The sequence below is a fragment of the Sphingomonas silueang genome (genome assembly GCF_040049155.1).
GTDB classification, from domain to species: domain Bacteria; phylum Pseudomonadota; class Alphaproteobacteria; order Sphingomonadales; family Sphingomonadaceae; genus Sphingomonas; species Sphingomonas silueang.
Genome location: NZ_JBDZDK010000033.1, coordinates 13,943 through 40,406, shown reverse-complemented (window position 1 = coordinate 40,406; position 26,464 = coordinate 13,943). Strand labels below are relative to the sequence as shown.

Below are 26,464 nucleotides of genomic sequence, written 5' to 3'. Positions count from 1 at the left end.
CACGACCCGAAGATCAGCGAGGCAACCGAACGAAGAAGCAAAGAGCGTCTCCCCGTCCGGTGAAACGCCATATACGGACCACGCTCAGAGGCGTCAATAACTTTCTGCAGGTTTTTTCGTTCCAACCAGCTTTCCACCCCGCAACAAGCCATGACCACACGCCACGAACCTTGGCGGCGACGCCCGCGGCAGCGATCCGCGTGCGGCGGACCGGCATGGTCGCAGCGTTGCAACCCTTCGCAGATCGACCTATGTCCGAGGTGCGGGCCGGGCCCCTCTGGCGATCCTCCTTCGGACGATCGTGATGTCGGACCGCATCGGGTTGTCTCGATCTGGCCTGGCTTTCCGCGCTGCGCATCGCTGTCGACCCGATCTTCCGGTTGCAGACTTGGAGAGGGGCATTGCGCACCATCGTCTTCCGAATGACCCGCTTGCATCAGCGACTGGACGACCACATCCGCCGAGCGACGGATCGCGGCGTCCCGCGTCCGCTCGACCTGTTCCGGCTCCGGCGGTTGCGCCAGCGCGTCAAGGCGCGGCTGCGGGCGCTGACGCCGCCGATGGCCGGAGGGCCGGACCGCATCGCTTCCCGGCCGAACGCCGAATGATCCCGAACGCGCCCGGATCGTTGCGTCGTGACGATCCGGGGTGCCCGACCCCGCAATTCCTCTGGGAAACCCGATGATGGAAATGTTCACCTCGCTGTTCCTCGGCACGCCGGTCTGGATGTGGCTGGCGTTCCTCGGCGTCGTCGCGACGCTGCTCGTCCTCGACCTCGGCGTGCTGCATCGCGGGCAGCGCGAGATCGGCGTGCGCGAAAGCCTTGCCCTGTCGGCGGGCTATATCACCCTCGGCCTCGCCTTCGGGGCATGGATATGGTGGTATGTCGGCCCGACGGCGGGCCTGAACTATGTCACCGGCTTCGTGATCGAGAAGAGCCTGGCGATGGACAATGTCTTCGTCATCGCGATGATCTTCGGCTATTTCGCGATCCCGCGCGTGTACCAGCACCGGGTGCTGTTCTGGGGCATCCTCGGCGTGATCGTGCTGCGGGCGATCATGATCGGCTTCGGTGCGGCGCTGGTCGATCGGTTCGAGTGGGTGCTCTATGTCTTCGCCGCCTTCCTGATCTTCACCGGCATCAAGATGTGGCGCACCGCCGAGACCGAGCAGGACGTGGCCGATTCGCCGGTCCTGCGCTGGATCCGCAGGCGCATGGCCGTGACCGACAGGCTGCACGGCGAGAAATTCTGGGTCCGCGAGGCCGATCCGGCGACCGGCCGGATGCGCCGGATCGCGACGCCGCTGCTGCTGGCGCTGGTGATGATCGAGTGCGCCGACGTGATCTTCGCGGTGGATTCGGTGCCTGCGATCTTCGCGATCACGACCGATCCGTTCATCGTCTATACCTCGAACATCTTCGCGATCCTCGGCCTGCGCGCCCTGTATTTTGCGCTGGCGGCGATGGTCGACCGGTTCCATTACCTGAAGTATGCGCTGGCCGCGCTGCTGGTGTTCATCGGCTCCAAGGTCTTCGTCGCCGACCTGCTGGGTCTGGCCAAGTTCCCGCCCGCCGCGTCGCTCGGCATCACCTTCGCGATCCTCGGCACCGGCGTGGCGTGGTCGTTGTGGAAGACGCGGAAAAGGGTGCCGGCGGCTACCCGGACGGGCGGGTGACGGGTCGCTATCGCAGCCGGAAGCGGTCGCAGCGCACGCTGCGCCCGCCGTCGCCCATCCGCGCCTTCGCCGGGCTGTCGCAGATCACCGCCACGTCGCGTCCACCGTCGGCCCGGTCGAGCAGCAGCAGCCCTTCGGGATGATCGTCGCCGCGCCCGAACGGCAGGTCGATGATCCGTTCGGGCCGGTGCAGCCGGACGATTTCCGCGTCGCGCGGCGGATCGCCCGCCCAGCCCTGCCAGCGATAGATGTGGCACGGCCCGTCGAGCCCGGTGGTCGGTCCCGCCAGTATCAGCAGGTCGTCGCCGTCGCGCTTCAGGTCGCGTATGCCGAGGCCGTCGAGCGCCAGCAGCCGCTTGGAGAGCGGCGACACGATCACCAGCCGTCCCTTGGGCTTGGCGGCAAGGGTGCATTCCAGCAGCACGGCATGGGTGCGGATCACCGGCCCGCGCATGCCGATCGCGATCCGGTCCCCGGCGACCGCGATGCCTTCCAGATCGACGCCGCCTTCCTTGACGGCGACGCGGGTGAAGGGGCCGAGCAGCGGATCGAGCGCCATCAGCCGCGCCAGCCGGTTGCCGCGCTCGCCCAGCCGCAGCATCCCCGCCCGCCGGTCGCCGTCGCGCGGCACCGGCAGCATCGCGCCGGGCAGCGCCGGATCGGGGGCCAGCGGCACCCGCGCCAGCAGGCAGCGCGGGCGGGTGTCCTTCAGCTTGGCGAAGTCGGCGAGGTCGATCCGCTCGTCGTCGCGGGTCGCGATCCTGGGCCGGGTGCGGGCATGCGATCCCAGCACCCACAGCCAGCCGCTGTCCTCGGCCAGCCCCTCGATATCCGCCTCGCCCGCCGGATCGAAGGGCAACAGGCTGTCGAGCGGGATGCGGGCATGCCGGTCCCAGCCGCCTTCGGTGCGCAACAGCCGTTCGATGCACACCCCCTCGTCGCTGCCGAGGAACAGCGTGCTCCCGTGGCGCGCGGCGGCGGAGAGGTCGGCGATCGGATCGTCGTCGCCCGGGACGGCGTCGAGCAGCAGCCGCTCCTCGCCCACCGGCTTCGTCGGTTTGCGCCAGCCGTGCATCAGCGTGCGCCGACGCTGCCGTCGAGCATCGCCGGGGCGCTCGCCGGATAGGTGGGCGCGACGCGGGCACGGGCGGCGGCTTCATAGGCGTAACCGGCGCGCAACAGCGTGCCCTCGCTGTCGGCGGTGCCGATGAACGACAGCCCGACCGGCTGCCCACGCGCCAGCCCCATCGGGACGGTCAGGTGCGGATAGCCCGATACCGCGGGCAGCTGGCTGGCCGACGGGCCGGAGAACTGGTCGCCGTTCGCAGGATCGGACAGCCACGGCAGGCCATAGGTCGGGGATACGATCGCCGCCGCCTGCGCCTGTCGCAGCACGCCGTCGATCGCCGCCGCCGCCTGACGCTGGCTGTCAGCACGGGCGCGCTGGTAGGCGGGATCGTCCAGCCCCGGCATCGCCTGCGCCGCGACGAACAGTTCCTGGCCGAAGAACGGCATCTCGCGCGCCGCCTCGCGTTCGTTGAACGCGATCACCTCCGCCAGCGTGCGCGGCTGGCCGTTGGCGGGGACGCTCGCGAGATAGGCGTTCAGGTCGGCCTTCAACTCGGCCTTGAGCACCGTCAGTTCGTTCGCGCCCAGTCCGGGCAGGTCGGGCAGCTTCGCCTCGACCAGCACCGCCCCTGCCGCGCGCAGCCGGTCGAGCGCGGCGGCATAGCGTTCGGCCAGCGCAGGCGGCATCGTGGGACGCAGGACGGCGAGCCGCACGCCCTTCAGCGCATCGGCGGATAGCCCGGCGGCATAGTCGCGCCGCTTGCCGTCCGCCTCGGCGGTCACGGGATCGGCAGGATCGCTGCCGACCATCGCGGTCAGCAGCAGCGCGACGTCGCGCACGCTGCGCCCCATCGGGCCGGGCGTGTCCTGGCTGTGGCTGATCGGCACGACATGGGTGCGGCTGACGAGGCCGATGCCGGGTTTCAACCCGACCAGCCCGTTCATCGCCGAAGGGCAGACGACCGACCCGTCCGTCTCCGTCCCCACCCCGATCGCGGCGAGGCTGGCGGCGATCGCCGCGCCGGTGCCCGACGACGATCCGCACGACGTGCGATCGAGCGCATAGGGGTTGCGCACCAGCCCGCCGACCGCGCTCCACCCGCTCATCGAGGAATCGGAGCGGATATTGGCCCATTCGGACAGGTTGGTCTTGCCGAGGATCACCGCCCCCGCCGCGCGCAGCCGCGCCACCACCGGCGCGTCGCGCCCGGTGCGGTTGTCGGCGAGCGCGAGGCTGCCCGCCGTCGTCGCATTCTCGCGCGTCTCGATATTGTCCTTGATGAGCACCGGCAGCCCGTGGAGCGGCCCGCGCACCCGCCCGGCGCGCCGTTCGGCATCCAGCGCGCGCGCCTGCGCGACTGCATCAGGGTTGATCGCGATCACCGAACGCAGCGTCGGTCCGGTCCGGTCGATCTCGGCAATGCGGGCAAGATAGGCGCGGGTCAGCGCCTCGGCGGTGGTGCGCCCGCTCGCCAGCGCGTCGGCGAGCGTGGCGGCGCTGCGTTCCTCGACGGGTACGGATTGCGCCGCCGCCGGGGCCGCCGCCGCCAGCCCGATCGCCCATGCCAGTGTCCGCATTCCCGTGTCCCCGTTTCGCTGTCGGGAATAATCTTCCCGAAAGCGGGGACGCTGTCACGGGGAAAGCGGCGCGGGCGTCACACCTTGGCGGTGCCGCTGCCCTCCGTCGCGTACAGTTCGGCATAGCGGCGCGTCACCAGCGGCAGCGATTCGTCGATCCACTGCGCCATCGACAGCTCTTCCTCCAGCGACCGGGTGAGCAGCAGCGTGGCGTCGGTAAAGCCGCCGTCCTCGGCCAGCACCAGCAGCGACTTGTAGCTGGCGATCTCGAAATGCTCGAAGGCATAGTTGGCGAAGCTGTTCTTGACGATCTCGTCGCCCGCCACGCTGTGGCCGATCGCCGCCATGCCGCCCGACATGCTGAGCGCGGTGTCCTTCAGGAACGAACCCGACGTGTCGAACCCGGCAAGCAGTTCGTCGATGCGCGCGATCTGCGCATTCGTCTCGTCGACGTGCAGCCGCAGCCGGTCGGCGACTTCGGGATAGTTGGTGATGCGCTCGATCTGCGGCGTCATGATCGACAGTGCCTGCTTCTCCACCGCATGGGCGTTCTTCAGGCCGGTGACGAACAGGTCGCGCAGGGTGTCGTGGTCGGCGGGCATCGGCAGTTCCTCCGGTGGGTTCGGGACATTCGCCCAATCAACCCGATCCGGAGAACAGCGTTCCAAAAAAGATGTTTTTGTTGAATAACTTAAGTTATTGAGGCGGTAGCGGGCGCATCCTGATCCCCGGCGGCCAGCAGGCCTGACCGCCTGGCGACGATCCATGGCACCAGCGTCTGTCCCGCGACGTTCACCGCGGTGCGACCCATGTCGAGGATCGGATCGATCGCCAGCAGCAGCCCGACGCCCTCCAGCGGCAGCTTGAGCGTGGACAGGGTGAGCGTCAGCATCACCGTCGCCCCGGTCAGCCCGGCGGTCGCCGCCGATCCCAGCACCGACACCAGCACGATCAGCACATAGTCGCCGAAGTGCAGCGGCAGGCCATAGAATTGCGCGACGAAGATCGCCGAGATCGCCGGATAGATGGCGGCGCATCCGTCCATCTTGGTCGTCGCGCCGAGCGGCACGGCGAACGCGGCATAGGCGCGCGGCACGCCGAACGCGCGCTCGGTCACGTCCTGCGTCACCGGCAGCGTGCCGATCGACGAGCGCGACACGAAGCCGAGCTGGATCGCGGGCCACGCCCCGGCGAAGAACTTGCGCGGCGACAGGCCGTTGGCGAGCAGCAGCAGCGGATAGACCACGAACAGCACCAGCCCGAGCCCGGCATAGACCGCGCCGGTAAACGCCCCCAGCGCCGACAGCGTGTGCCAGCCATAGCGGAACACCGCGTCGCCGATCAGCCCGGCGGTGCCGATCGGGGTCAGCGCGATGACCCAGCGCAGCAGCTGGCGAAAAACCTTGAGTGCCGATTCGTTGAAGGCGAGGAACGCCGCCCCCGCCTCCCCCACGCGCACCGCCGCCGCGCCGACCGCGATGGCGACGACGATGATCTGGAGCACGTTGAACGCGATGCTGGTCTTGAGCACGCCGTCGGTCTCGGTCGTCGCTGCGCTGAGGCCGAGGAAATTGACCGGCACCAGCCCGGTCAGGAAATCGAGCCACGACCCGGTCGTCTGCGGCAGTTTGGCGGCGGTGGCGGAAACGCCCGCGCCGATCCCCGGCTGGACCGCGAGGCCCAGCGCGATGCCGATCGACACCGCGATCCCCGCCGTGATCGCGAACCACAGCAGCGTGCGCACCACCAGCCGGGTCGCGTCCTGCAACTCGCGCAGCGACGCGACCGAGGCGACGATCGCGGTGAACACCAGCGGCGGCACCAGCGCCTTGAGCAGCTGCACGAACACCTGCCCCACGGTGCGCAGCCCCTGCCCCAGCGCCGCGCCGCCGTCCGCCCCAAGCTGCTGCGCGAGGAAGCCCAGCGCCAGTCCGGCGATCATGCCGAACAGCACCTGGATGCCGAAGCCGGGTAGTCGTAGCCGCATGCCAGTGATCCCACGTCCGTCGATGGCGCACGCCGCCGGACGACCGGCCCGGCGGCGAGATTTATCCCACATACCGAGTAGGATAATGCTGCGATGCGGCAAACTCGATTCCGGTTTGTCGCAGCGTAGCTTTTCTTGGGGCCGCATCCCGGCCCGGCTAAAGATAAACATTATCCTACCAAAAGAATAGGAATGGTGCACCGCAGCCGCATCCGGCTAGGATGACCGCACCGCCAACGGGGGCGGCTCGCGACGCCGTCGGCGAACGCGACCGGCGATATTCGGGAGACGAATTTTGAAGACTGTACTTGCGGCATTCGGGCTGGTGCTGGCGGCGGGCGTCGCCGGTTGTTCGGGATCGAACGCGGTCGACAACGGCGCGACCGCCGAGGCGAACCTGAGCAACGTCGAGGAACTGCCCGCCAACGATACGCTGCTGGCCAACGATGCCACCTATGCGGACGAGGCGTTCGGCAATGACGCGGGCACGCTGAACGGCGCGGACCTGCCCGCGCCCGAACCGCTCGGCAACGCCATCGGCAATTCCGCCCTCTGACCTTCGCGGGCGGCACCCGCCGCCCGTGTCCTGCGACGCTCGGTGTAGCTCCCTAAGCGACCAGCGTAGCCTTGCGGCCGGGCGATCCGTCGTCCGGCCGCCTTTTTGTCTGGAAGGACCGCGCATGACCCTCGACCCCGAACGCGATCGTGCCGTGACGCACGCGACCCGCGCGCTGGCGGCGGCGCGGGCGGCATGGCGCCATGCCCAGCCCAGCCGCCCGGCACCCGAACGCTTCCCCGCGCGCGATCCGCTCGACCGCGCGGTGCGGCTGCTGGCCGAGGCACTGTTCCCGGCGCGGCTCGGGCGGTTCCGGGGCGATGCGGCGGCGGAGGACGGCTTCGTCGCCGATCGCATCGCCACCGCGCTGGACCTGATCGCGGGCGAGGTCGAGCAGGAACTCGCCTATTGGCACGATGTGCAGGGGCTGGTTGCCGAACCGGGCCGCGCGGGCGAGGTGGTGCGGCTGTTCGCGGGCACGCTGTCGCGCATCCGCTCGCTGCTCGACACCGATGTCGCGGCGATCTTTCGCGGCGATCCGGCGGCGCGCAGCGTGGACGAGATCCTGATCTGCTATCCCGGCGCGACCGCGATCCTGCATCACCGCATCGCGCATGAACTCGATTCGCTCGGCGCGCCGATCGTGGCGCGGATCGTGTCCGAACTGGCCAACGAACGCACCGGGATCGACATCCATCCGGGTGCCACCATCGGCCCCAGCTTCTTCATCGACCACGGCACCGGCGTGGTGATCGGCGAGACGGCGGTGATCGGCGCGCGGGTGCGGCTGTACCAGCATGTCACGCTCGGCGGGCGCGGGCGGCGACCGAACGGCCACGAACCCCCGCGCGGTCCGCTGGCCGAGCGCGAGGCGCGGCATCCGATCATCGGCGACGACGTGCTGATCTATGCCGGGGCGACGATCCTCGGCCGGGTGCGGATCGGCGACCGCACGGTGATCGGCGGCAACGTCTGGCTGCTGAGCGACGTGGCGCCGGGCAGTCTGGTGCTGCAACCCGAAGCGGTGGTGACCAAGCGATAGCGCGTCGTTCGACCACACCACCGTTCGTGTCGAGCGCAGTCGAGACACCCTGCGCAGCGCTTGCGGCACGTCCCCCGACTCCACTCCGGACAGGCGGTAGCGCTCAGGCGAGCGCAGGATAGCCCGCCGCTGCCGCCGCCGCATCCTGTCGGGCGACATGCGCGCGCAGGTCGGCGCGGCTCGGCACGATCCCGGTCAGGCCCAGTACCGCGCGCGCCTCGGCCAGCACGGGATCGGCGAGCACCCGGTCGAGGCCGGAGCGCAGACGGGCGACGACCTCGGGCGGCGTCGTGGCCGCCGTGACGAACGCCGGGGTCGCGGCAGGCGCGCTCCAGTCGAGCGTGCGCAGCGCGCCGGTCACGTCGGGCGCGAAGCGGGCGAGCGCGGCGAAGGTCACTTCGTCGATCGCGGCCACGTCCGCCCGCCCCCCGGCCACCACCTCCGCGCTGCGGGCATGCGCGCCGGTTTCGATCACCGGGGCGAAGAACGGCGCGCCGCCTGCCAGCGGTGCGATCCGGTCGCGCAGCAGCGCCATGCCGGTGTTCGATCCCGCGTCGTTGATCGCCACCCGCCGTCCCCGCAGGTCGGCAAGGGCGCGCGCGGGATCGTCGCGCCGCACCACGATCCGGCTGCGATGCGTGCCCGGCGTCGCCGTCCCGGCATAGACCGGATGGCCGAGCAGCCGCAGCCGGTCATGCGCCAAGGCCCATGGCCGGGTGCAGATCATGCCGAGCAGCAGGCCGGGATGCGACCACACCTCCCCGGTCCCCACGCCGCGCGTCAGCCGGGCGGGCACCCCCCGCACGCCGCGCAACCGCAGGTCTTCGGCGATCCCCGCCCAGAGCGCGTCATTCGCGGCATGCTGGCCGGGGTGGTCGTACATGCCGAGCCATGCGATCTCAGCCATGGTCGCCCGCCGCCAGCGCCGGATGCAGCACCCGGTCGTGCGGGCGCAGCGCGAAGCGGCGCACCACCTCGCGATACCCCCGATAGCGCGGCTCCGCCCGATCGGTCCGCATCCGCTCCAGCAACGGCAGGCGATACCACGGCGCGGCGGGAAAGGCATGGTGTGCGGCATGCAGGTTGTTGTTGAGGAACAGCAGCGCCAGCGGCCCGTGCGAGGTGACGGTGGCCGCGCGCGACGGCCCGGCGGCGTCGGCGCGATGCTCGGCGAACCCGCGCAGCAGCGACGCCGCCTGCCCCGGCAGCACGAAGCACAGCAGATAGGTCGCGATCGGCAGCGCCACCGCGTCCAGCCAGACGAGCACCAGCGCGACCCCGATCAGGTGCGGCCCCCATTCGCGCGCGAAGGCGGCGGGTTCGCGCCATGCGCGGCGCACCTCGCCGGACAGGAACAGCAGGATCGCCGCCGCAGGCCCCAGCAGCATCTGCCCGAGCAGCGTCGCGCGCATCCGGGCGAGGCGCGCGGTCAGTCCGTCACCCGCGACGTAGCGCGACTCCGGATCATGATGCGGATGGGTCGGTTCGGGCGAGCGGTGATGCGCGATATGCGTCCGGCGATACACGCCGTACGGCAACCACAGCGACAGCGGCACGCCGCCGATCGCATCGTTGATCCAGCGCACCCGCGTCGGGTGTCCATGGATCGTCTCATGCTGCAACGACCCGTGCCAGCCGAGGAACCAGCCGCCCAGCACCACCAGCAGCGGGACCGGCAGCACCGCCCACCACAGCGTCACCGCCGCCCAGCCGCCATAGACCGCCGTCGCCAGCAGCAGCGTGGGCCACTCGACCCGCCTGATCGCCTTGCTCATAATCCCACTATACTGATAGGATATGCGCAAAGGCAAGCGCGTCCGGCGCTACAGCCCCTCGCCGCCGACCCAATGGGCGTTGGAGAGCGCGCGGGCGAGCGTCGCGCACTGGACGCGGATGTCGGGCACCGCGACCACTTCCCACCACATGCCGCGCGTCATCGGGCCGATCGCGTGGAGCCGGGGGTGCGCCTGCCCGTCCGCCGCCACCACGCGGGTGGCGGCATCGACGTCGATCCCCAGCCGACAGGCATCGGGCCGGACGATGCCCGCCGCCGTCAGCTGGCGCAGCAGCGGCTCGGGACTGCGCAGCAGATTGCCCTGCGGACCGGTGCAGTTGACGATGCGGGCGAAGGCTTCGGTCCGCCGCGCGTCCGACCCGCGCGGTCGCCACGTCACGGTCGCGCACCGGCCGTCGGCGGCGACCGCCTGCACCTTCCCGCCGAGGAAGCGCAGCCGCCCGGCGGCGACCAGCGCGTCGATCGCCGCGCCGATCTCCGGCGCGAGGCGGTGGCGATGCACGTCCCAGAAGGGGCGGAGATGGCGCAGGAACCGCCGCCGCTGGCCCGCGTCCGCCCCGGCCCACAGCAGTTGCGTGACCGGTCGCAGCGCGTCGACCGCACCGCGCCAGCCGCTGCGCGCCGCCTCGCCGCGCACCTCGCGGACCAGCGCCGACAGGGTGCGCGCAGGCTTCTCGCGCGCCGGATCGACCGGCGGCTGTTCGGGATCATGGACCCGCGGGCGCAACCCCCGGCGCGACAGCGCGGTGACGGTTCCGCGGAACCCCCGCCGGTCGAGCAGCAGCGCGGCATCGACTGCGGTCAGCCCCGATCCGAGCAGCAGCACCGCATCGCCGGGGGCAAGGCCCTCGGCGATATCCCCCGCCCAGGGATCGTCGCGATAGACGCCGGGCGGCAGCGCCGACAGGTCGATCCCCTCGGGCGCATGCGGCGGGAGGTTGCCGAGCGCGAGGACCGCCCGATCGAACGTCGCGTGCGTTCCGTCGGCGAAACGCGCCGTCACCGTATCCGCACCGTCGTCCAGCGCGACGACCTCGCCCGTCACCAGCATCAGCCGGTCGGGTGCCTGCGCCCGCGCCCCGGCCAGCAGGTCGGCGAGATAGGCGCCGTAGACCGTGCGCCGCACGAAGCTGGTCGGACCGCCTAGCCCGCGCGCGCCCAGCCAGCGGACGAAATGGTCGCGATCGTCGGGAAAGGCGCTCATGTTGGCGGCGCGGACGTTGAGCAGATGGCTGTCGTCCGCCGCGCTATAGGCGACGCCGCGCGCGAGCTGCGCCGTCCGCCGCTCGACCAGCGTGACGCGCGGCCCCTCCTGCCGCAGCAGGTTGAGCGCGAGCAGCGTGCCCGACGCCCCGCCGCCGACGATCAATATATGCGGGTCGGGCAACGACATGCGGCTGGCCTTTCAAACCGGTTGTGCCGAGGGGGTATAGGAACGCCGCCCCCCGCGCGATAGGGATGCGGGGTTCGCACCACCACCACAGGACTATCGCGATGCCCCATGTCGCCCCCCGGGGCATCCACCGGCTGCTGCGCGGCGAGGCGACCGGCGGCATCCTGTTGCTGCTGTCGGCGGTGCTGGCGCTGGCGGTCGCCAATTCGCCGCTCGCACCGCTCTATGCCGCGATGCTGGAGCAGCATGTCGGGCCGCTGACCGCCCGCCACTGGATCGACGACGGGCTGATGGCGCTGTTCTTTCTGCTCATCGGGCTGGAAGTGAAGCGCGAACTGCTGCTCGGCCAGCTCGCCACCTGGTCGCAGCGCATCCTGCCGGGGGCGGCGGCGGTGGCGGGGATGGTGGTTCCCGCCTTGCTCTACACCGCGTTCAACGGCGGCATGCCGACCGCGCGCGGCTGGGCGATACCGGCGGCGACCGATATCGCCTTCGCGCTCGGCATCGTCGCGCTGCTGGGATCGCGCGTGCCGCTGTCGCTGAAGATCCTGCTGACCGCGATCGCGGTGATCGACGATCTGCTGGCGATCGTGGTGATCGCGATCTTCTATACCGGTTCGATCGCGCTGGTCCCGCTCGGGCTGGCGGTGGCCGGGCTGGCGCTGCTGGTGGCGCTCAACCGTGCAGGCGTGCGGTCGCTGTGGCCATGGGCGGTGATCGGGACCGGGATATGGGTCGCGGTGCTGCTGTCGGGGGTGCATGCGACGCTGGCCGGGGTCGCGGTGGCGCTGACCGTGCCGCTGCGGACGCCCGGCGCCGTGCCGCCGCTCGAACGGCTGGAGCACGGGCTTCAGCCATGGGTCACCTTCCTCGTGCTGCCGCTGTTCGGCTTCGCCAATGCCGGGGTGTCGTTCGCCGGACTGACGCCCGCGATCCTGATCGCGCCGGTGCCGATCGGGATCATCGCCGGGCTGTTCCTCGGCAAGCAGGCCGGGATATTCGCGACCGTGCAGCTGCTGACGCGGCTCGGCTTCGCTCCGCCGCCCGCGGGGGCGAACGTCCGCCAGCTCTGGGGCATGACGGTGCTGTGCGGGATCGGCTTCACGATGAGCCTGTTCATCGGCGGCCTGGCGTTCGGCGAGGGACCGGTGATGGATTCGGTGCGGATCGGGGTGCTCGGCGGGTCGCTGCTGTCGGGCGTGCTCGGCTGGGCGATCCTGCGGCGCAGTACGCGCGAACGCCATTTTACGATATAACGAAGTCTTTATATCCTGATTGACGATCCGGTCGCGATCGTGGATATCGCCGCTGTCGAAGGTTCTTCGCCGATCCGCACCGGACCGGCGGAGCTAAGACGGGAAGCCGGTGCGGCCCTTGCAGGGCCAAGGCCGGCGCTGCCCCCGCAACTGTAAGCGGCGAGCGGCGGTCATCATGCGTCACTGGCGGAGCGATCCGCCGGGAAGGCCCGACCGTGCGCGACGACCCGCGAGCCAGGAGACCTGCCCTCGACGCGATAACGTCCACCGGCGGGGATGTCGGATCGGTCGCCTGCATCCCCGCGGCCGGTCGTCACCGTCCGCGCGGTCGCGCGCGTGCCCGTCCTGCTCGCCCGCCCTTCACACGGGGTATGAAGCAATGACCGTCACCATCGCCACGCTGGGATTCCCCCGCATCGGCGCACGCCGCGAGCTTAAATTCGCGCTCGAAAGCCACTGGTCGGGCAAGACGACCGCCACCGAACTCGCCTATGCTGCCGCCGACCTGCGGCGCACCCATTGGACGCGGCAGCGCGACCTCGGCGTCGACTGGGTGCCGTCGGGCGATTTCTCGCTCTACGACCATGTGCTCGACACCAGCGTCATGCTCGGCGCGATCCCGGCGCGCTACCGCGACGCGGGCGACGGCCTCGCCACCTACTTCGCGATGGCGCGCGGCACCGGCAACGGCGGCACCTGCGCGCACGGCGACGTGACCGCGTGCGAGATGACCAAATGGTTCGACACCAACTATCACTATATGGTCCCCGAACTGACCGCGGACCAGCGCTTCGTGCTCGACCCCGCCAAGCCGCTCGGCGATTTCCGCGAGGCGCAAGGACAGGGGATCGCGACCCGTCCGGTGCTGCTCGGGCCGGTGACGTGGCTGGCGCTGGCCAAGGGGCGCGGGGTCGATCCGCTCGACCATCTCGACGCGGTGCTCGCCTGCTATGTCGACCTGCTGGCCGCACTGGCGCAGGCGGGCGCGGAGTGGGTGCAGATCGACGAGCCGCTGCTGGTGCTGGACCTGACCGAACGGCAACGCGCCGCCTTCACCCGCGCCTATGCCCGGCTGTCGCGCGCCGGGCCGAAGCTGATGCTGGCCACCTATTTCGGCGGGCTGGAGGATAATCTGTCGCTCGCCGCCGCGCTGCCGGTGGCGGGGCTGCACGTCGATCTGGTGCGCGCGCCCGAACAGCTCGACGCGGTGCTGGCCGCAGCACCGCGCGACCTGCTGCTGTCGCTCGGCGTCATCGACGGGCGCAACGTGTGGCGCGCCGATCTCGACGCGGTGCTGGAACGGATCGAGGCCGTAGCCGCCGCGCGCGACGTGATCCTCGCCCCCTCCTGCTCGCTGCTGCATGTCCCGGTGGACCTGACGGCGGAACCGAAGCTCGACGACGAACTGCGCCAGTGGCTGGCGTTCGCGGTGCAGAAGATCGAGGCGCTGGCGATCCTGAAGGAGGCGCTGAACGAAGGGCGCGAGAGCGTCGCCGACGCGCTGGCCGATGCCGCCCGCGCCGCCGCCGCCCGCCGCGTGTCGCCGCGCATCCATGACGCAGCGGTCGCCGCCCGTACCGCCGCCGTCACCCCGGCGATGTACGCCCGCGCATCCGACCACCCGGCGCGGATCGCGGCGCAGGCGGCGGTGCTCGACCTGCCCCCCTTCCCCACCACCACCATCGGATCCTTCCCGCAGACGGCGGCGGTGCGCCACGCCCGCGCCGAACATGGTCGCGGACGGATCGACGATGCCGCCTATGCAGCGTTCCTGCGCGAAGAAACCGAACGCGCCGTGCGCTGGCAGGAGGAGGTCGGGCTCGACATGCTCGTCCATGGCGAGTTCGAGCGCAACGACATGGTGCAATATTTCGGCGAGCGGCTGTCGGGCTTCGCCTTCACCGTCCATGGCTGGGTCCAGAGCTACGGCTCGCGCTGCGTCCGCCCGCCGATCCTGTACGGCGACGTCGCCCGGCCCGAACCGATGACCGTCGCCTGGTGGCGCTATGCGCAGGGGCTGACCGACCGGCCGATGAAGGGCATGCTGACCGGCCCCGTCACCATCCTCAACTGGTCGTTCGTGCGCGATGACCAGCCGCGCGCGGACAGCTGCCGCCAGATCGCGCTGGCGATCCGCGACGAGGTGCTCGACCTCGAGGCGGCGGGCGCGAAGGCGATCCAGATCGACGAGGCGGCGCTGCGCGAAGGGCTTCCCTTACGCCGCCGCGACCGGGGAACGTATCTCGGCTGGGCGGTCGACTGTTTCCGGCTGAGCGCGGCGGGTGTGGCGGATGCGACGCAGATCCACACCCATATGTGCTATGCGGAGTTCAACGACATCCTGCCCGCGATCGGCGCGATGGACGCCGACGTGCTGTCGATCGAGACGGCGCGATCGCAGATGGAACTGCTCGAAGGCTTCGCCGCCTATCGCTATCCCGGCGCGATCGGGCCGGGCGTCTATGACATCCACGCCCCGCGCGTGCCGGGCGAGGGCGAGATGGTCGAGTTGATCCGGCTGGCCCAGGCGCATCTGTCGGTCGAACAGCTGTGGGTGAACCCCGATTGCGGCCTCAAGACCCGCCGCTGGGAAGAGGTCAAGCCGGCGATCGAGGCGATGGTCGCGGCGGCGCGGACGCTGCGCGCCGATCTGCGCGTGCCTGCCTGAGCGCAGGAGGATCGGCCGGGGCGACCCGGCCGGTCCTCACCGCTGGCGGCGATGATAGGGATCGTCGATCTGCGCCAGCCACCCCGCGACCGTGGGCGACAGGGTGGCGATGGTACCCCGCGGGCGGCGCGCGGAGTCGATGTCGATCCGCCCCCCGTCGATCCGCACGCCCGCGAAGCGATCGTCGGTCCACATCACCTCGCCCCGCATCCGGTGGTGCAACCCCATCGACACCAGCACCCGTGCACCCGGCGCCAGGGCGGCGTCGTTGTCGATGCAGACGCCCGACGCCGACAGGTTGCGCACCCGACATTCGACCGCATCCGTACCGGTTTCGACCAGCGCACGGAGGATGACACTGCTGCGACGTTCGCGCGCCGGCACGGAATCGGGCATGGACTCGGTCATCGACGAAGAGGGTCGCACGCCGGATTTTAACGCGGCGTTAAACCGGGCGGGTAGGTGGTGCCCCTGGCCGGGCTCGAACCAGCACTCCTTGCGGAATCCGATTTCGAGCTTCGGAATCGGTGATACCACCGCTTACGCCAGGTCGCGCTGTAGTTGGAATAGTGCCTCTATAACAGGTACTTATCCGGCATTATGATGCTCCTGGCCGAAACCTGGTGCGCCCTGCGTCACTTTTCCGTGGCTCCGATGTGGCACCTCGAAAATGGGCAGTCCGGAGACTGCAATGCCCACCCTCAAGCTCACCAAAACTGCCATCGAAAGCGCCCGACCGGAGACGACCGACCAAGACCTTCGCAACAGCGTCGTTCCCGGCTTCCTATGCACGGTCACCCCGAGCGGGCGCAAGGTCTTCATGCTCTCCTACCGAACCGTCGGCGGCAACAGGCGAAAGCCAGCCATTGGTCGATTTGGAAAGCTCACCGTCGAGCAGGCCCGAGCCCTGGCTCAGGAATGGCAGGCCAGCGTTCGTGCCGGCGGAAATCCATCACTCGGCAAAATCCGAGCCCGGACTAACCCGACAATCCGGGAGTTCTGCGCCCAGTTCATCGAGCAGCATTCCATACCCCACAACAAGCCGGGTACCGGCTACCGGAACCGCCGGAATATCAAGAATCACATCATTCCCGCGCTCGGGAAGATCAAGGTCGCCGACCTCACGCGGCCAGACGTAGCCGCCTTGATGCTCCAGCTTGCTCACACCCCCGGAGCAGCCAACACGACCCTTGCGTGCCTCAAAAAGATGTTCAACTGCGCCGAGCTGTGGGGATATCGAACCGGCGGAACCAATCCGGGTCTACCTTTGATGCGACCAGAACTCCGATAGCAAGTTGAGCCGGACCGGTTTCAACGTTTCGCGCTACCCCACCATTGCCGTGTCATCGACCGCACGCTGGAAGTGAGCCATTCCAGAAACGCCGTCTCCTGCGCCGGATTTTCATCATCCAGCCAGTTGAGATACGCGTCGAGCAGAAAGGTCGACACCATGCGCGCCAGCATGGCGGGGTCTCCCGGCATCGCGCCCGGCTCGCCCAGCGCCTCGCGAATGCGCAGGGTGGTTCGCTCTGTCATCACGGCATGAAGATGCTGGAGATGCCGTCCGAAGCGGGGATCATGTGGCGTCTGCCGTAGCAGCACGCGCAGGGCCGCGCGCTTTTCCCGGGCCAGCGCCAGCGTGTGGGGAAGCCGCTCGCTCCAACGCGCCGCCGGCATCTCGTCCGCCCGAAGCAGCGCTTCGACCAGGTCCGCCAGCATGTCATCGATCAGACCGTCCTTTGACTTGAAGTAGCGATAGAGCACGACCTTGGCGACACCCGCCTGCGCGGCGATACCCTCAATGGTCGCGCTGCGCAGGCCATGCGCGTCGATTGCCCTCGCGGCTTCGCTGAGCAGCACCGCTCGCCTCGACACGCGGTGTTCCTCCAGCATGTCTGCATACGTGCCGGTCATCTCCTAAAGCTATTCATCACCCGGAAAGTAACAAGGCGTTACTGAACGGTAACATCATCGAACCAGCCTGCTGTCGGAACGGAGCCGCGCGTCATGAAAAGCCTTGCCATCCTCGTTTCCTGCGGCGTCGTCGTCGCCTCGCTGCCCACGGTCGTCGACGGGCGGCCCCGCCTGTTCGAGCGGCTGCGCGAGGCGCGTGCCGCGCGGTCTACGGGCGACACCGCCGGCGCCGTCGCGAGGACGCTCAAGCTCGGCGGGCTGGATCGAAGCTATCTGCTGCTCGACGCGCATCGCGGCAGCGAACCCGCGCCGCTGGTGATCGTGCTGCACGGCGGTGGCGGCAGCCCCGAAACGATGATCCCGCGCTGGGCCGCGAGGGCGCGGGCCGCCGGCCTCGTGGTTGCCGCGCCCAAGGGGATCGGCCGCAACGATCGCATGGGCACCTGGAACGCGGGAGGCTGTTGCGGCGAGGCGGTGTCGCGCAAGGTGGACGACGTGGGCTTCGTCGCCTCCGTCATCGATGACGTCGCGCGCCAGGTGCCGATCGACCGGAAGCGCGTCTATGTCGCCGGTTTCTCCAACGGCGGGATGCTCACCCATCGCGTCGCCATCGCGCTGAGCGACCGGATCGCAGCGGCGGCGGTCGTGTCAGGCGCGCTATTCGGCAACGAGGCCACGCCGCGCACGCCCGTGCCGATGCTCGTCATGCACGGCGAGCAGGACCCGGTGGTGGGCTTCACCGGCGGTATGAGCCGGACCGGGTTCGTCGCCAAGGCGCAGACGCAGCCGTTCGAGCCGGTCCGCTATTCGGTCGATTTCTGGCGTGCCGCCAATGGCTGCACCGCCGCGCCTGCAGTCCAGTCGCAAACGGGCGTGACAACGGAAAGCTCGACCGGCTGCCGGGGCAATGCGGACGTGCTGTTCTACGATCTGCCGCGAGGCGGCCATAGCTGGCCGGGATCGGGCAGCACGCGGCGCATGGGCGACGGCGACGGCCCCGCGCCGATCGACGCGACCGACGCAATCTGGAACTTCTTCCAGGCGCATGCGCGGTAAGGCTCGCGGTCGAACAACTCCCACTCGCTATCGTATTGCCTGCGCGGGGAATTGCCGATGACCAGATGTCTCCGCCGTTTCGCTTTCATCCTGCTCGCCAGCGCGTGGCTTTCGGCATGTGGCGGTAGCGATTCCGGGTCGGCGACGACACCCACGCCCATACCAACGACAGACTTCACCGCCGTTCAGGCTGCGATCGACGCCTCGCCGGTCTCGGAACTCTATGTCGTCATCGGCACGCGCAGCGGCGCGATCTACAGCTATCGCACGGGCGGCTTCTCGCCGACCGCGATCACGCCGATCGCCTCGGCGACCAAGATGCTGTCGGGCGTCACCATCCTGCGGCTCGTCGAGGCGGGACGGATGACCCCGTCCGACCATCCCCAAAAATATCTGAGCTACTGGCCGACATGACGGCTGGACCGCCGATCGCACCGCCAGCCTGCCGGTCCTCAACGCCCCGATGCCGTAACTGCTGCCGGCCCGTGGCACTATGCGCTGGCGTCGTGGCGCGAATGCGACGACGCGACCTTCACCAGCCGCTGCGCCTCGCCGCGCCTCGTCTCCAGTCCCGGTGCGTTCGGGTGGACGCCGTGGATCGACTATGACCGCGGCTATTTCCTTCCATTCCAACGAAAGGATCGCACCATCAAACCATGGGATCAAACAACTAAGCAGCGCCAGGTTCGCCGTCGTCCGCGCAATCGGCGCCCGACCGCGCCAGTCGTAACAGCCGCGGCGCGACACGCCGAGCATGCGGCACATGACGTTCACCGGCCGGGTGAACGCATGCTGCTCGATGAAAGCGAACTCCGCCGCGGCATCTCCGCAAAGATGCCGACGGCTTTTTTTAGGATGTTACGCTCCATCCGCGCCCGATCCAGCTCGCGACGCAACCGCGCGATTTCGGACGCCTGATCCGCTGGCGACGCCATCGTCAATACTGGCGGCTTCGCCGCCGGGCTTGTCGGCGGGGCACCGATCTCCTGCGCTTGCGCTGCCAGCGACGCAGCATCGCCGGCACTATCCCCAACTCGGTTGCCGCCTCGGTCTGCAGTCGGCCGCTGGTTTCCCACAGCGCCACCGCCTCGCGCTTGAACTTATCCGTGAACCGACGCTTCGTCCTACTCGCCATCATACACCTACCGGCTCCGCAGAGCCTATCATCGGTGTCCGTCGATCCGAGGGACGATCAAACAGGCGATGGCCCTTGAACATGCAGGAATGGGGACCTGCCCATTGAGCGGCCCTCGATCCGGCCGCCCGGTTGCGATTGCCGCCCTGCCAGCTCGTTATCGGTCAGGGCAATGGCTCCGACGGAGGTTCGAACGGGACGATGGCGCAGGCGGCGGGACAGGCGTTGGAGCATCACTGGGACGAACTCGCAGCGTACCTGACCCGGCGCACCGGCGATGCCGCCGTCGCCGCCGACCTGACGCAGGAAGCCTATCTGCGTGCGGCGGCACTGCCGGGCAATACGACGCTCATCAACCCGCGTGCCTGGTTGTTCGCCGCCGCGCGCAACCTGCTGGTCGATCATGCACGGCGACAGCGGGTGCGCCACGCGACCGGTGCGGGCGATACTTACGAACTGGCGCGCATTCCGGATCTGCAGCCTGCCGCCGAAGCGATCCTGCTGTCACGCGAGGAACTGCGGGTATTGGCCGCCGCGATCGAAGCGCTGCCGCCTAGGCCCCGCGAGGTGTTCCGGCTGCACAAGTTCGACGGATACAGTTATGGCGACATCGCGCAGCGACTGGGGATCGCGAAGAATACGGTGATGGTCCATATGGTGAAGGCGCTCGGCCAGTGTCGCGATGCGCTGCGACGCTATCGCGACGATGCGGAGACTAATGGTCCGGCGGTCGTGGTGCGTCTTCGCCAGCATGACGTGTGACGACCCTGGTTCCGAACCCGATCGGGCAAGCGAAGCCGCCACAGACTGGTTCGTTCGCCTGCGCGATCGTGCGACTACCGCGCGCGAACGGGAGGATTTCGCGCGCTGGCTTGCCGCCGATCCGAGTCATGCGCAGGCCTATGCCGAGATCGAAGGCCTATGGTCCGGCCTCGACGGCCTGTCCGCGCCCCTGCCCGTCATGGCCGGCGAGGAAAGTGGCCGCGCGGGACGCAACGGGCGGGGCCGCCGCGCGGCAGGCGCCGTTGCGATCGCCGTGGCGCTGGCGGTCGTCGCGCCGCAGGTCCGCCTCGCGCTCTCCGCCGATGCCCGTAGCGCGACCGGGGAGATCCGCCGGCTGACGCTGGCCGACGGCTCGCGCGTCGTGCTGGACGGCGACAGCGCGGTCGCCGCCGATATCGACGCCGACCATCGCCGCATCCGCCTGCTCAAGGGGCGGGCATGGTTCGCCGTCGCCCATGAAGCGCGGCCGTTCGTCGTCGCGGTCGGCAAGGCGCAGATCCGCGACATCGGCACGGCCTTCGCGGTCACGCTGCGCGGGGACGGCGGGGAACTGGCGGTCACGCAGGGGACGGTGGAGCTGACCGCGCCCCGCGGGCGCGCCATGCGTCTTACACGGGGCCAGGCCGCACGGTTCGACGGCAACGGGCACGGCCGCCTCGTCCAGCCCGCGTCCGACCCGCTGGCGTGGCAGCGCGACCGGCTGGAATTCGTCGCCGTGCCGATCGGCGACGTGCTCGACGACCTCGCCCGGCACGGCGGCGGTCGGCCGGTCATGCTCGACGGGGCGCTGGCGCGCCATCGCATCACCGGCGCCATCGACCTGTCGCGCCCCAGGGCCGCGGCCGACGCGATCCTCGCCCGCAGCGGTGCGCGTGCCTATCGGCTGGGGCCGTGGCTAGTCGTCGCGCGACGCTGACCGGGGCGAAGACGAAAACTTTCCACGTCCCCGCTAATGGTCGAGCGGCTCCGGTGCGTCTTCATCGGGCAGGCACGCGAACAGGCGGTCTGTTTCGAGGGAAATGGGGGGAACGCTCACGATGACCACACGCACGCGCCTATTGCTATCCGCCGTCGCCTTGTCCGCGCTGACCATCGCCTCGTCGGCGACCGCGCAGACCGCCGACGCCGACGCCGCCCGTCCGAAGACGTTCCACATTCCCGCCGGACGGCTGGCGCAGAGCGTGTTGTCGCTGTCGGAGCAGGCGGGCGTGCAGGTGGTGTTCGACAGCGATACGACCGGCGGCGTGCAGGCCAATGCGGTGGACGGCGCGCTGCCCCCGGCGCAGGCGCTGGACCGGCTGCTGGCGGGGACAGGCCTGCGCTGGCGCTGGCTGCGCACGGGCGTGGTCACGATCGAAGCCGCGGCGACCACCACGGCGGACGGCGAGCGCGTGACGGGCGCGGTGCGGGTCGAGGGCGCGCAGGGGTCGCCCCATTACGGCGGCGCCGGCGTCGCGGCGGAGGTCAACGGCGTCAACGGATCGCGCGACGTCACCGCGACCGAGGGGACGAAGAGCTTCACCAGCGGCGCGCTGACGATCGGCAGCAAGGTGCCGCAGTCGATCAAGGACGTACCGCAGTCGGTCAGCGTGCTGACCAGCGAGCGGATGCAGCAGCAGGTGGTGCAGGATTATACCCAGGCGATGCGGCAATTGCCGGGGGTGTCGCTGGTACAAGGGCTGAGCAGCCTCGAAACGATCTTCTACTCGCGCGGTTTCGAGGTCGGCAGCATCCAGATCGATGGTGGTGCCCCGCTCTCGACGAACATCAGTTTCGTTCCCCAGATCGATATGTCGGTCTACGATCATGTCGAGCTGCTGCGCGGCGCGGCCGGCCGGTTCAACGGTTACGGTACGCCCGGCGGCACGGTCAATCTGGTGCGCAAGAAGCCGCTCGACCACGCGCAATTCACGGTCGATGCGCAGGCGGGCAGCTGGAGCGACTACCGCGTCGTCACCGATGTGACATCGCCGCTGGCATGGGACGGCAAGCTGCGCGGCCGGCTGGTGATGACCTACCAGGACCGGCACTATTTCTACGACCGCGCCAGGGACGACAAGACCCTCGTCTACGGCATCGCCAAGCTGGACGCGACGCCGACCACGCTGCTGACCGCGGGGGTCAACTATACCCGGCAGAACAGTCTTCCCTGGCAGAGCGGCTTGCCGCGGTATCTGAACGGTGGCGAGCTTCGACTGCCGCGTTCGACCTGCCTCTGCTTTTCGTGGAACCGGTGGGATTTCCGGACCACGGAGATATTCGGCGGCGTCGAACAGAAGCTGGGCGGGGACTGGACCGCGAAGCTCAACCTGACCTGGAACCGCCAGGATAGCACCCAGAAGGTCGGCCTTTCCAACGGCGCGGTCAATCCGACGAATCAACGTGGACCGATGATGGACAGCCTTTTCGTCGACCACTTCAGCGATCAGCTGTCGCTCGAAGCGATGGTGAGCGGGAGCTTCTACCTGTTCGGCCAGCGGCAGGAGATCACCATCGGCGCCAACAAGGCAGTAAACGATGCCAGCGGACAGAGGAGCTACAACAGCCTGATGCTCGGCACCGCCGCCGCCCCGTACCAACCCTATGCCGGGGGGCCGAACTTTTATCCGGGGTCGCCCAACGGCACACGGCCGGCGATCGCCGTCTTCGCCTTCAACGCCGCCGACCCGCTGTACAGCGAACCGCGCAACTCGCTGCCGGCAAGCGTCTATCCGGTGAACAAGATCATCCAGTCGGTCGGCTATGCGACCGTCAGCCTGACGCCCATCGATCGCATCCATGTCGATGCCGGGATACGATGGAACCGGTCGGATACGCGCGCCACCAACAATCGGCTGTGCGTCAACACGTCGACCACGGCCTGTGCGACCCTCGGCATCGGAGCGGTCCATTCGCAGACCAGCCAGGCCTATGCGACCAGTCATGTCAGCTGGCCGCCCTCGGGCAGCCTGTCCGCCGACGTCACCGCAACGCTCAGGGCCTATATCGGCTACGCCGACATCTATCAGGACCAGTCGTCCCTTGTCACCGCCGATGGCGCGGCGCTCGCGCCGGTGACGGGCTCCAATGTCGAGAGCGGATTCAAATGGGCACCGAACGACGGCCGGCTCAATGTCACGCTTGCCGCCTATCTCATCCGGCAGAAAGGCTTCGGCGTGCTGGACGGTGCGCGCCAGGATCTCGGCGGCGGGCGCTATTGCTGCTACGTCGCGAACCCCGACAGAACCAACGTCAGCCGCGGCGTGGACGCCGAAATCACCGGCGCGATCGGGGGCGGCTGGCAGGTTTCGGCCAGCTACACCTATAATCGCAACCGGTACGAAGGCAGCGGGACCGGGACGAACCAGGGCCTGCCGCTCCTGACCATTGCGCCCCGGCACCTGTACAAGCTGTGGGCGAGCCATGATTTCGGCGCGGCGGGTCATGCCGGGGCACTGTCGCGCCTGAGCGTCTCGGGCGGTGCCAACGGCCAGTCGTCGGCCTATCGATCCGGCACTGTCTGCGTCAATCTGGTCGGCACCCCCAATCCGGTCACGGGTGCCCAGAGCTGCGCGTCGAGCGCGCCGCCCAATCGCGTGCCGTTCAGCTTCATGCTGCCGGCCTATGTCCTCGTGTCGGGTCGGATCGACTATCGCCTGTCCGATCGCTGGTCGGCCGCGGTCAACTTCGACAATATCCTCGACAAGACCTATTATGCGACGGTCGGCAGCGTCAACAACGGCAACTGGTACGGCGCGCCGCGCTCGGCGATGTTCAGCGTACGCGGCAAATGGTGACGCGCGCCTGACCGGGCAGGGCGACGGGCGGGCCCCTGCTGACTGCCCGTCTTGCGATCCGCCCGATTCCCACTCGTTCTGCCTGCATGGGTACGACCGTTCGCGATCCCGGTCGCCCCGCCGAGCGATGGATCGCCCAAGGAACCCCGACGTGATCGCCACCCGTGCCGTCTTCATCCTTGCCGCCACGCTGTCGCTTGCCGCCTGCGACAACCGGCCCAACCCCGGCTTCGAACAATCGGTCAAGGACCGGGAGGCCGCCGGCGCCGGCGATGCCTATGCCGCGCTCGACAGCAACTACATGATCCCGCGCCAGTTCATGTATGTCCGCCAGAAGGAAGAACAGCGACAGGATTATGCCGCCGGACAGGCCGGCACCTATCGCGCCAGCTACGATACGCTGCTCAAGCGGCTGGATGCGGACAGGAACGTCGACCGCAAGTCGACGCTGTTCGCCCGGTGTCGTCCGGCCTTCTCCGCCGCCAGCGCCTATCAGCGCGGTGCCGCCAAGGTGACGGCGGCGGCAAGCGCGCCGGCACGCGACGCCGCGCTTGCCGGCCTGAAACGCTGCCGCGCCGCGGCGCAGGCCGCGATCAAGGCCGGCGGCGACGCCGGCAAGCCCGCCGCGCTCATCACCCGCTTCGCATCTGCGGGGATGCTGCTGGTCGGGGTGACGGTGGTCGGCCAGGGCGACACCGACAACGGCCTGCGACTGTGGCGCCATGGCCATGAACTGGTGTCGGCGGACCGGCCCGGCTTCCAGCTCAACGCCAGGGCGCTGCGCGGATACTGACGCGACCGACCGGCGGCTTTGCGATCCGGCGGCGGCGCACTCGTTCCTTTCTGCGACGCCCCACCTCATCCTTCAGGTTGCCAGCCCATGACATCGACCACGCCGCCACCGGCCGCCGTTGCCAGATCCCGCGATGGTGACGACATCGCCGCGGTCCACATCGATCCGCGCGACTATCGGCTGGACGGGCGGCTGGCGCGGCGTATCTGGCGCCTGACCAAGCCCTATTGGAGCGACCGCGCGCACTGGAAATCCTGGCTCCTGCTGGCGTTCGGCATCCTCGTCGGCCCGGTCTGGGCCTATTACAACTACCGTGTCGCGCAGATGACCGCGGAGCAGGCCAACCTGCTGGTTGCGCGCGACGAAGCGCAGTGGCGATGGTTCTTCTGGCTGCTGTTCGCGCTGGCGCTGGGCAAATGGGGGTACGACCAGATCCTCGGCCTGCTCAACATGCTGATGAAGACGCAATGGTATCGCTGGATGACCGACTGGATGGTCGCGCGCTACCTGCAGAACAAGACCTATTACGACATCGCGATGAAGGACGACATCGATAATCCCGATGAGCGTATCCAGGACAATGTCGAACCCTTCGTCAAGGCCGTGCTGGAATTCCCGACGAAGGTCATGGCGACGATCCTGGTCATGCTGACCAACGGCCTGCTGCTGACGCAGGTGACCTCGGCGATGACGACGTTCGTCATCGTCTATTCGATCCTCAGCCTTGTCGTGCAGACGGCGATCTACTGGCCGCTGATCCGCAAGAATTTCGATCTGGTCGCCGCCAATGCCGATTTCCGCTTCGGCCTGTTGCGGGTGCGCGACAATGCGGAGACGATCGCCTTCTTCCGTGGCGAGGGGATGGAGGAACGCCAGGTCCAGAGCCGGATGCGCCGGGTCGTGCGCAAGCAGCTCGACATCTTCTGCTATCAGTTGAAGACGGCCGTCGTGACGCGGGCCTTCACCGATATCTGGACGATCGCGCCGCTGTTCCTGGTCTATCCGCTGTATTTCGGCGGCCGGATCGAGTTCGGGGTGATCGCGCTGGCGACCAACGCCGCGCTGCAGATGCGCATGTCGATCCTGTCGCTTCAGGATTATATCCCGTTCCTGGCGGGCGTCGCACCGCGCGTGGTGCGGCTGGCGCAGATCGTCGAGCGGTTCGACGACATGGACCGCGACGCCGCGCGGGCCGAAACCCATATCCGTATCGAACGCGACGCGCGGATCGAACTGCGCGACGTCAGCTTCCAGACCCCGGGCGGCGAACAACGGCTGGCCCGGAACGTCTCCCTGGCTGTCGAGCCGGGCGAAAGCCTGATCATCATCGGCCAGACCGGCGTGGGCAAGAGTTCGATCCTGCGGTCGATGGCGGGGCTGTGGACACGCGGCACCGGCACGATGATCCTGCCGCAAGCCGACGATATGATGTTCGTGCCGCAAAAGCCCTATATGATGCTCGGCGACCTGCGCGCGCAGCTGCTCTACCCGCATGGCCGGGAGGATATGAGCGAAGCCGAGCTGCAGTCGGTGCTGGACAGCGTCTGCCTGCCCGACCTGATCGAGAAGGCCGGCGGCCTCGACGCGCAGAAGGACTGGAGCAAGGTGTTCTCGCTGGGCGAGCAACAGCGCATTTCGTTCGCGCGCATCCTGATCTCGCGTCCCAGCTTCGTGTTTCTCGACGAATCGACCAGCGCGGTCGACATTCCGACCGAATCACGGCTGTACGAAGCGCTGATCCGCAGCGGCGTGACCTTCGTCAGCGTCGGCCACCGCGAAACGATCCTGCGCTTTCATGACCGTGCGCTGCGTCTGTTGCCGGGCGGCGGCTGGGAGATGGTGGATGCGGACGCGATCGAAATGGTGGCCCGCGAACCGCTCGGCGCGGCGCGTGCACCCCGCGCGGGCACCTTCGCCCTGCGGGACGCGACCGCGCTAGGCTGATCGGGCACCCGAAGATGAGATCGCATCCGCAGTCCGGCCGCGA

The 26,464-nt window shown here is 69.0% G+C and carries 24 protein-coding genes and 1 riboswitch; of the genes, 14 read left to right on the top strand and 10 right to left on the bottom strand.

Translation table 11 applies throughout. The features are described from left to right. The first annotated feature begins 401 nt into the window (after positions 1 to 401). A complete protein-coding gene (locus ABLE43_RS20100) occupies positions 402 to 608 on the top strand; it encodes a hypothetical protein (RefSeq protein WP_348979927.1) in 207 nt (68 codons plus the stop codon). 76 nt (positions 609 to 684) lie between these two features. Continuing rightward, the gene (locus tag ABLE43_RS20095) at positions 685 to 1,677 is read left to right on the top strand and encodes a TerC family protein (protein ID WP_348979928.1); all 993 of its coding nucleotides are present in this window, start codon (positions 685 to 687) and stop codon (positions 1,675 to 1,677) included. 7 nt (positions 1,678 to 1,684) lie between these two features. Here ABLE43_RS20095 and ABLE43_RS20090 read toward each other — a convergent pair whose 3' ends face one another. The 4 genes from ABLE43_RS20090 to ABLE43_RS20075 form a co-directional block, all read right to left on the bottom strand. Further along, complete coding sequence (locus ABLE43_RS20090; RefSeq protein ID WP_348979926.1) at positions 1,685 to 2,752, bottom strand: DUF3616 domain-containing protein; 1,068 nt, start codon at positions 2,750 to 2,752, stop codon at positions 1,685 to 1,687. Beyond that, positions 2,752 to 4,323: an amidase gene (locus tag ABLE43_RS20085; RefSeq protein WP_348979925.1), complete on the bottom strand. Its 1,572-nt coding sequence runs from the start codon at positions 4,321 to 4,323 to the stop codon at positions 2,752 to 2,754. The genes ABLE43_RS20090 and ABLE43_RS20085 overlap by 1 nt, the downstream gene beginning before the upstream one ends. Before the next feature lie 77 nt (positions 4,324 to 4,400). Further along, entirely contained in the window at positions 4,401 to 4,925 is a 525-nt protein-coding gene (locus ABLE43_RS20080; protein ID WP_348979924.1) for a ferritin-like domain-containing protein, read from the bottom strand. A gap of 89 nt (positions 4,926 to 5,014) precedes the next feature. Next, positions 5,015 to 6,310 (bottom strand): dicarboxylate/amino acid:cation symporter, encoded by a 1,296-nt coding sequence (locus ABLE43_RS20075; protein WP_348979923.1) that lies wholly within the window; start codon positions 6,308 to 6,310, stop codon positions 5,015 to 5,017. 295 nt (positions 6,311 to 6,605) lie between these two features. Here ABLE43_RS20075 and ABLE43_RS20070 point away from each other — a divergent pair, with 295 nt between their 5' ends. Further along, positions 6,606 to 6,866 (top strand): hypothetical protein, encoded by a 261-nt coding sequence (locus tag ABLE43_RS20070; RefSeq protein ID WP_348979922.1) that lies wholly within the window; start codon positions 6,606 to 6,608, stop codon positions 6,864 to 6,866. A 124-nt stretch (positions 6,867 to 6,990) separates the two neighbouring features. After that, entirely contained in the window at positions 6,991 to 7,908 is a 918-nt protein-coding gene (epsC, locus tag ABLE43_RS20065) for a serine O-acetyltransferase EpsC (RefSeq protein ID WP_348979921.1), read from the top strand. 103 nt (positions 7,909 to 8,011) lie between these two features. Here the strand turns inward: epsC and ABLE43_RS20060 are convergent, their stop codons facing one another. The 3 genes from ABLE43_RS20060 to ABLE43_RS20050 are packed head-to-tail and all read right to left on the bottom strand — an operon-like array spanning position 8,012 to position 11,096. Further along, entirely contained in the window at positions 8,012 to 8,815 is an 804-nt protein-coding gene (locus tag ABLE43_RS20060) for a phosphate/phosphite/phosphonate ABC transporter substrate-binding protein (protein ID WP_348979920.1), read from the bottom strand. Further along, complete coding sequence (locus ABLE43_RS20055; protein ID WP_348979919.1) at positions 8,808 to 9,683, bottom strand: fatty acid desaturase; 876 nt, start codon at positions 9,681 to 9,683, stop codon at positions 8,808 to 8,810. The genes ABLE43_RS20060 and ABLE43_RS20055 overlap by 8 nt, the downstream gene beginning before the upstream one ends. A 48-nt stretch (positions 9,684 to 9,731) precedes the next feature. Next, complete coding sequence (locus ABLE43_RS20050) at positions 9,732 to 11,096, bottom strand: FAD/NAD(P)-binding protein (protein ID WP_348979918.1); 1,365 nt, start codon at positions 11,094 to 11,096, stop codon at positions 9,732 to 9,734. A gap of 101 nt (positions 11,097 to 11,197) precedes the next feature. Between ABLE43_RS20050 and nhaA the strand changes: the two genes are divergently transcribed. Further along, positions 11,198 to 12,352: a Na+/H+ antiporter NhaA gene (nhaA, locus tag ABLE43_RS20045; RefSeq protein WP_348979917.1), complete on the top strand. Its 1,155-nt coding sequence runs from the start codon at positions 11,198 to 11,200 to the stop codon at positions 12,350 to 12,352. Positions 12,353 to 12,394: 42 nt separating this feature from the next. After that, a riboswitch (cobalamin riboswitch) is annotated at positions 12,395 to 12,617 on the top strand. Positions 12,618 to 12,731: 114 nt separating this feature from the next. Further along, entirely contained in the window at positions 12,732 to 15,020 is a 2,289-nt protein-coding gene (gene metE / locus ABLE43_RS20040; protein ID WP_348979916.1) for a 5-methyltetrahydropteroyltriglutamate--homocysteine S-methyltransferase, read from the top strand. 36 nt (positions 15,021 to 15,056) lie between these two features. On the opposite strand, the gene ABLE43_RS20035 is transcribed toward metE, so the two are convergent. Then, entirely contained in the window at positions 15,057 to 15,416 is a 360-nt protein-coding gene (locus tag ABLE43_RS20035) for a PilZ domain-containing protein (protein ID WP_348979915.1), read from the bottom strand. Positions 15,417 to 15,711: 295 nt separating this feature from the next. Between ABLE43_RS20035 and ABLE43_RS20030 the strand changes: the two genes are divergently transcribed. Then, a complete protein-coding gene (locus ABLE43_RS20030) occupies positions 15,712 to 16,311 on the top strand; it encodes an integrase arm-type DNA-binding domain-containing protein (RefSeq protein WP_348979914.1) in 600 nt (199 codons plus the stop codon). 20 nt (positions 16,312 to 16,331) lie between these two features. On the opposite strand, the gene ABLE43_RS20025 is transcribed toward ABLE43_RS20030, so the two are convergent. Next, the gene (locus tag ABLE43_RS20025) at positions 16,332 to 16,934 is read right to left on the bottom strand and encodes a TetR/AcrR family transcriptional regulator (protein ID WP_348979913.1); all 603 of its coding nucleotides are present in this window, start codon (positions 16,932 to 16,934) and stop codon (positions 16,332 to 16,334) included. A 93-nt stretch (positions 16,935 to 17,027) separates the two neighbouring features. Here ABLE43_RS20025 and ABLE43_RS20020 point away from each other — a divergent pair, with 93 nt between their 5' ends. Then, complete coding sequence (locus ABLE43_RS20020; protein WP_348979912.1) at positions 17,028 to 17,990, top strand: extracellular catalytic domain type 1 short-chain-length polyhydroxyalkanoate depolymerase; 963 nt, start codon at positions 17,028 to 17,030, stop codon at positions 17,988 to 17,990. 57 nt (positions 17,991 to 18,047) lie between these two features. Next, positions 18,048 to 18,404 carry a serine hydrolase gene (locus ABLE43_RS20015; protein ID WP_348979911.1) on the top strand — a complete coding sequence of 119 codons (357 nt, stop codon included), beginning with the start codon at positions 18,048 to 18,050 and terminating at the stop codon, positions 18,402 to 18,404. 523 nt (positions 18,405 to 18,927) lie between these two features. On the opposite strand, the gene ABLE43_RS23205 is transcribed toward ABLE43_RS20015, so the two are convergent. After that, the gene (locus tag ABLE43_RS23205; RefSeq protein ID WP_425475294.1) at positions 18,928 to 19,125 is read right to left on the bottom strand and encodes a transposase; all 198 of its coding nucleotides are present in this window, start codon (positions 19,123 to 19,125) and stop codon (positions 18,928 to 18,930) included. Between the two features lie 201 nt (positions 19,126 to 19,326). Between ABLE43_RS23205 and ABLE43_RS20005 the strand changes: the two genes are divergently transcribed. From ABLE43_RS20005 to ABLE43_RS19985, 5 genes are all read left to right on the top strand, one after another. Next, a complete protein-coding gene (locus ABLE43_RS20005) occupies positions 19,327 to 19,887 on the top strand; it encodes an RNA polymerase sigma factor (RefSeq protein WP_348979910.1) in 561 nt (186 codons plus the stop codon). Then, positions 19,877 to 20,824, top strand: a complete 948-nt coding sequence (locus ABLE43_RS20000; RefSeq protein ID WP_348979909.1) for a FecR family protein — start codon at positions 19,877 to 19,879, stop codon at positions 20,822 to 20,824. The genes ABLE43_RS20005 and ABLE43_RS20000 overlap by 11 nt, the downstream gene beginning before the upstream one ends. A gap of 121 nt (positions 20,825 to 20,945) precedes the next feature. Then, a complete protein-coding gene (locus ABLE43_RS19995) occupies positions 20,946 to 23,684 on the top strand; it encodes a TonB-dependent siderophore receptor (protein WP_348979908.1) in 2,739 nt (912 codons plus the stop codon). A gap of 151 nt (positions 23,685 to 23,835) precedes the next feature. Then, the gene (locus ABLE43_RS19990; protein ID WP_348979907.1) at positions 23,836 to 24,477 is read left to right on the top strand and encodes a hypothetical protein; all 642 of its coding nucleotides are present in this window, start codon (positions 23,836 to 23,838) and stop codon (positions 24,475 to 24,477) included. Between the two features lie 87 nt (positions 24,478 to 24,564). After that, the gene (locus tag ABLE43_RS19985; protein ID WP_348979906.1) at positions 24,565 to 26,421 is read left to right on the top strand and encodes an ABC transporter ATP-binding protein/permease; all 1,857 of its coding nucleotides are present in this window, start codon (positions 24,565 to 24,567) and stop codon (positions 26,419 to 26,421) included. Positions 26,422 to 26,464: the final 43 nt, after the last annotated feature.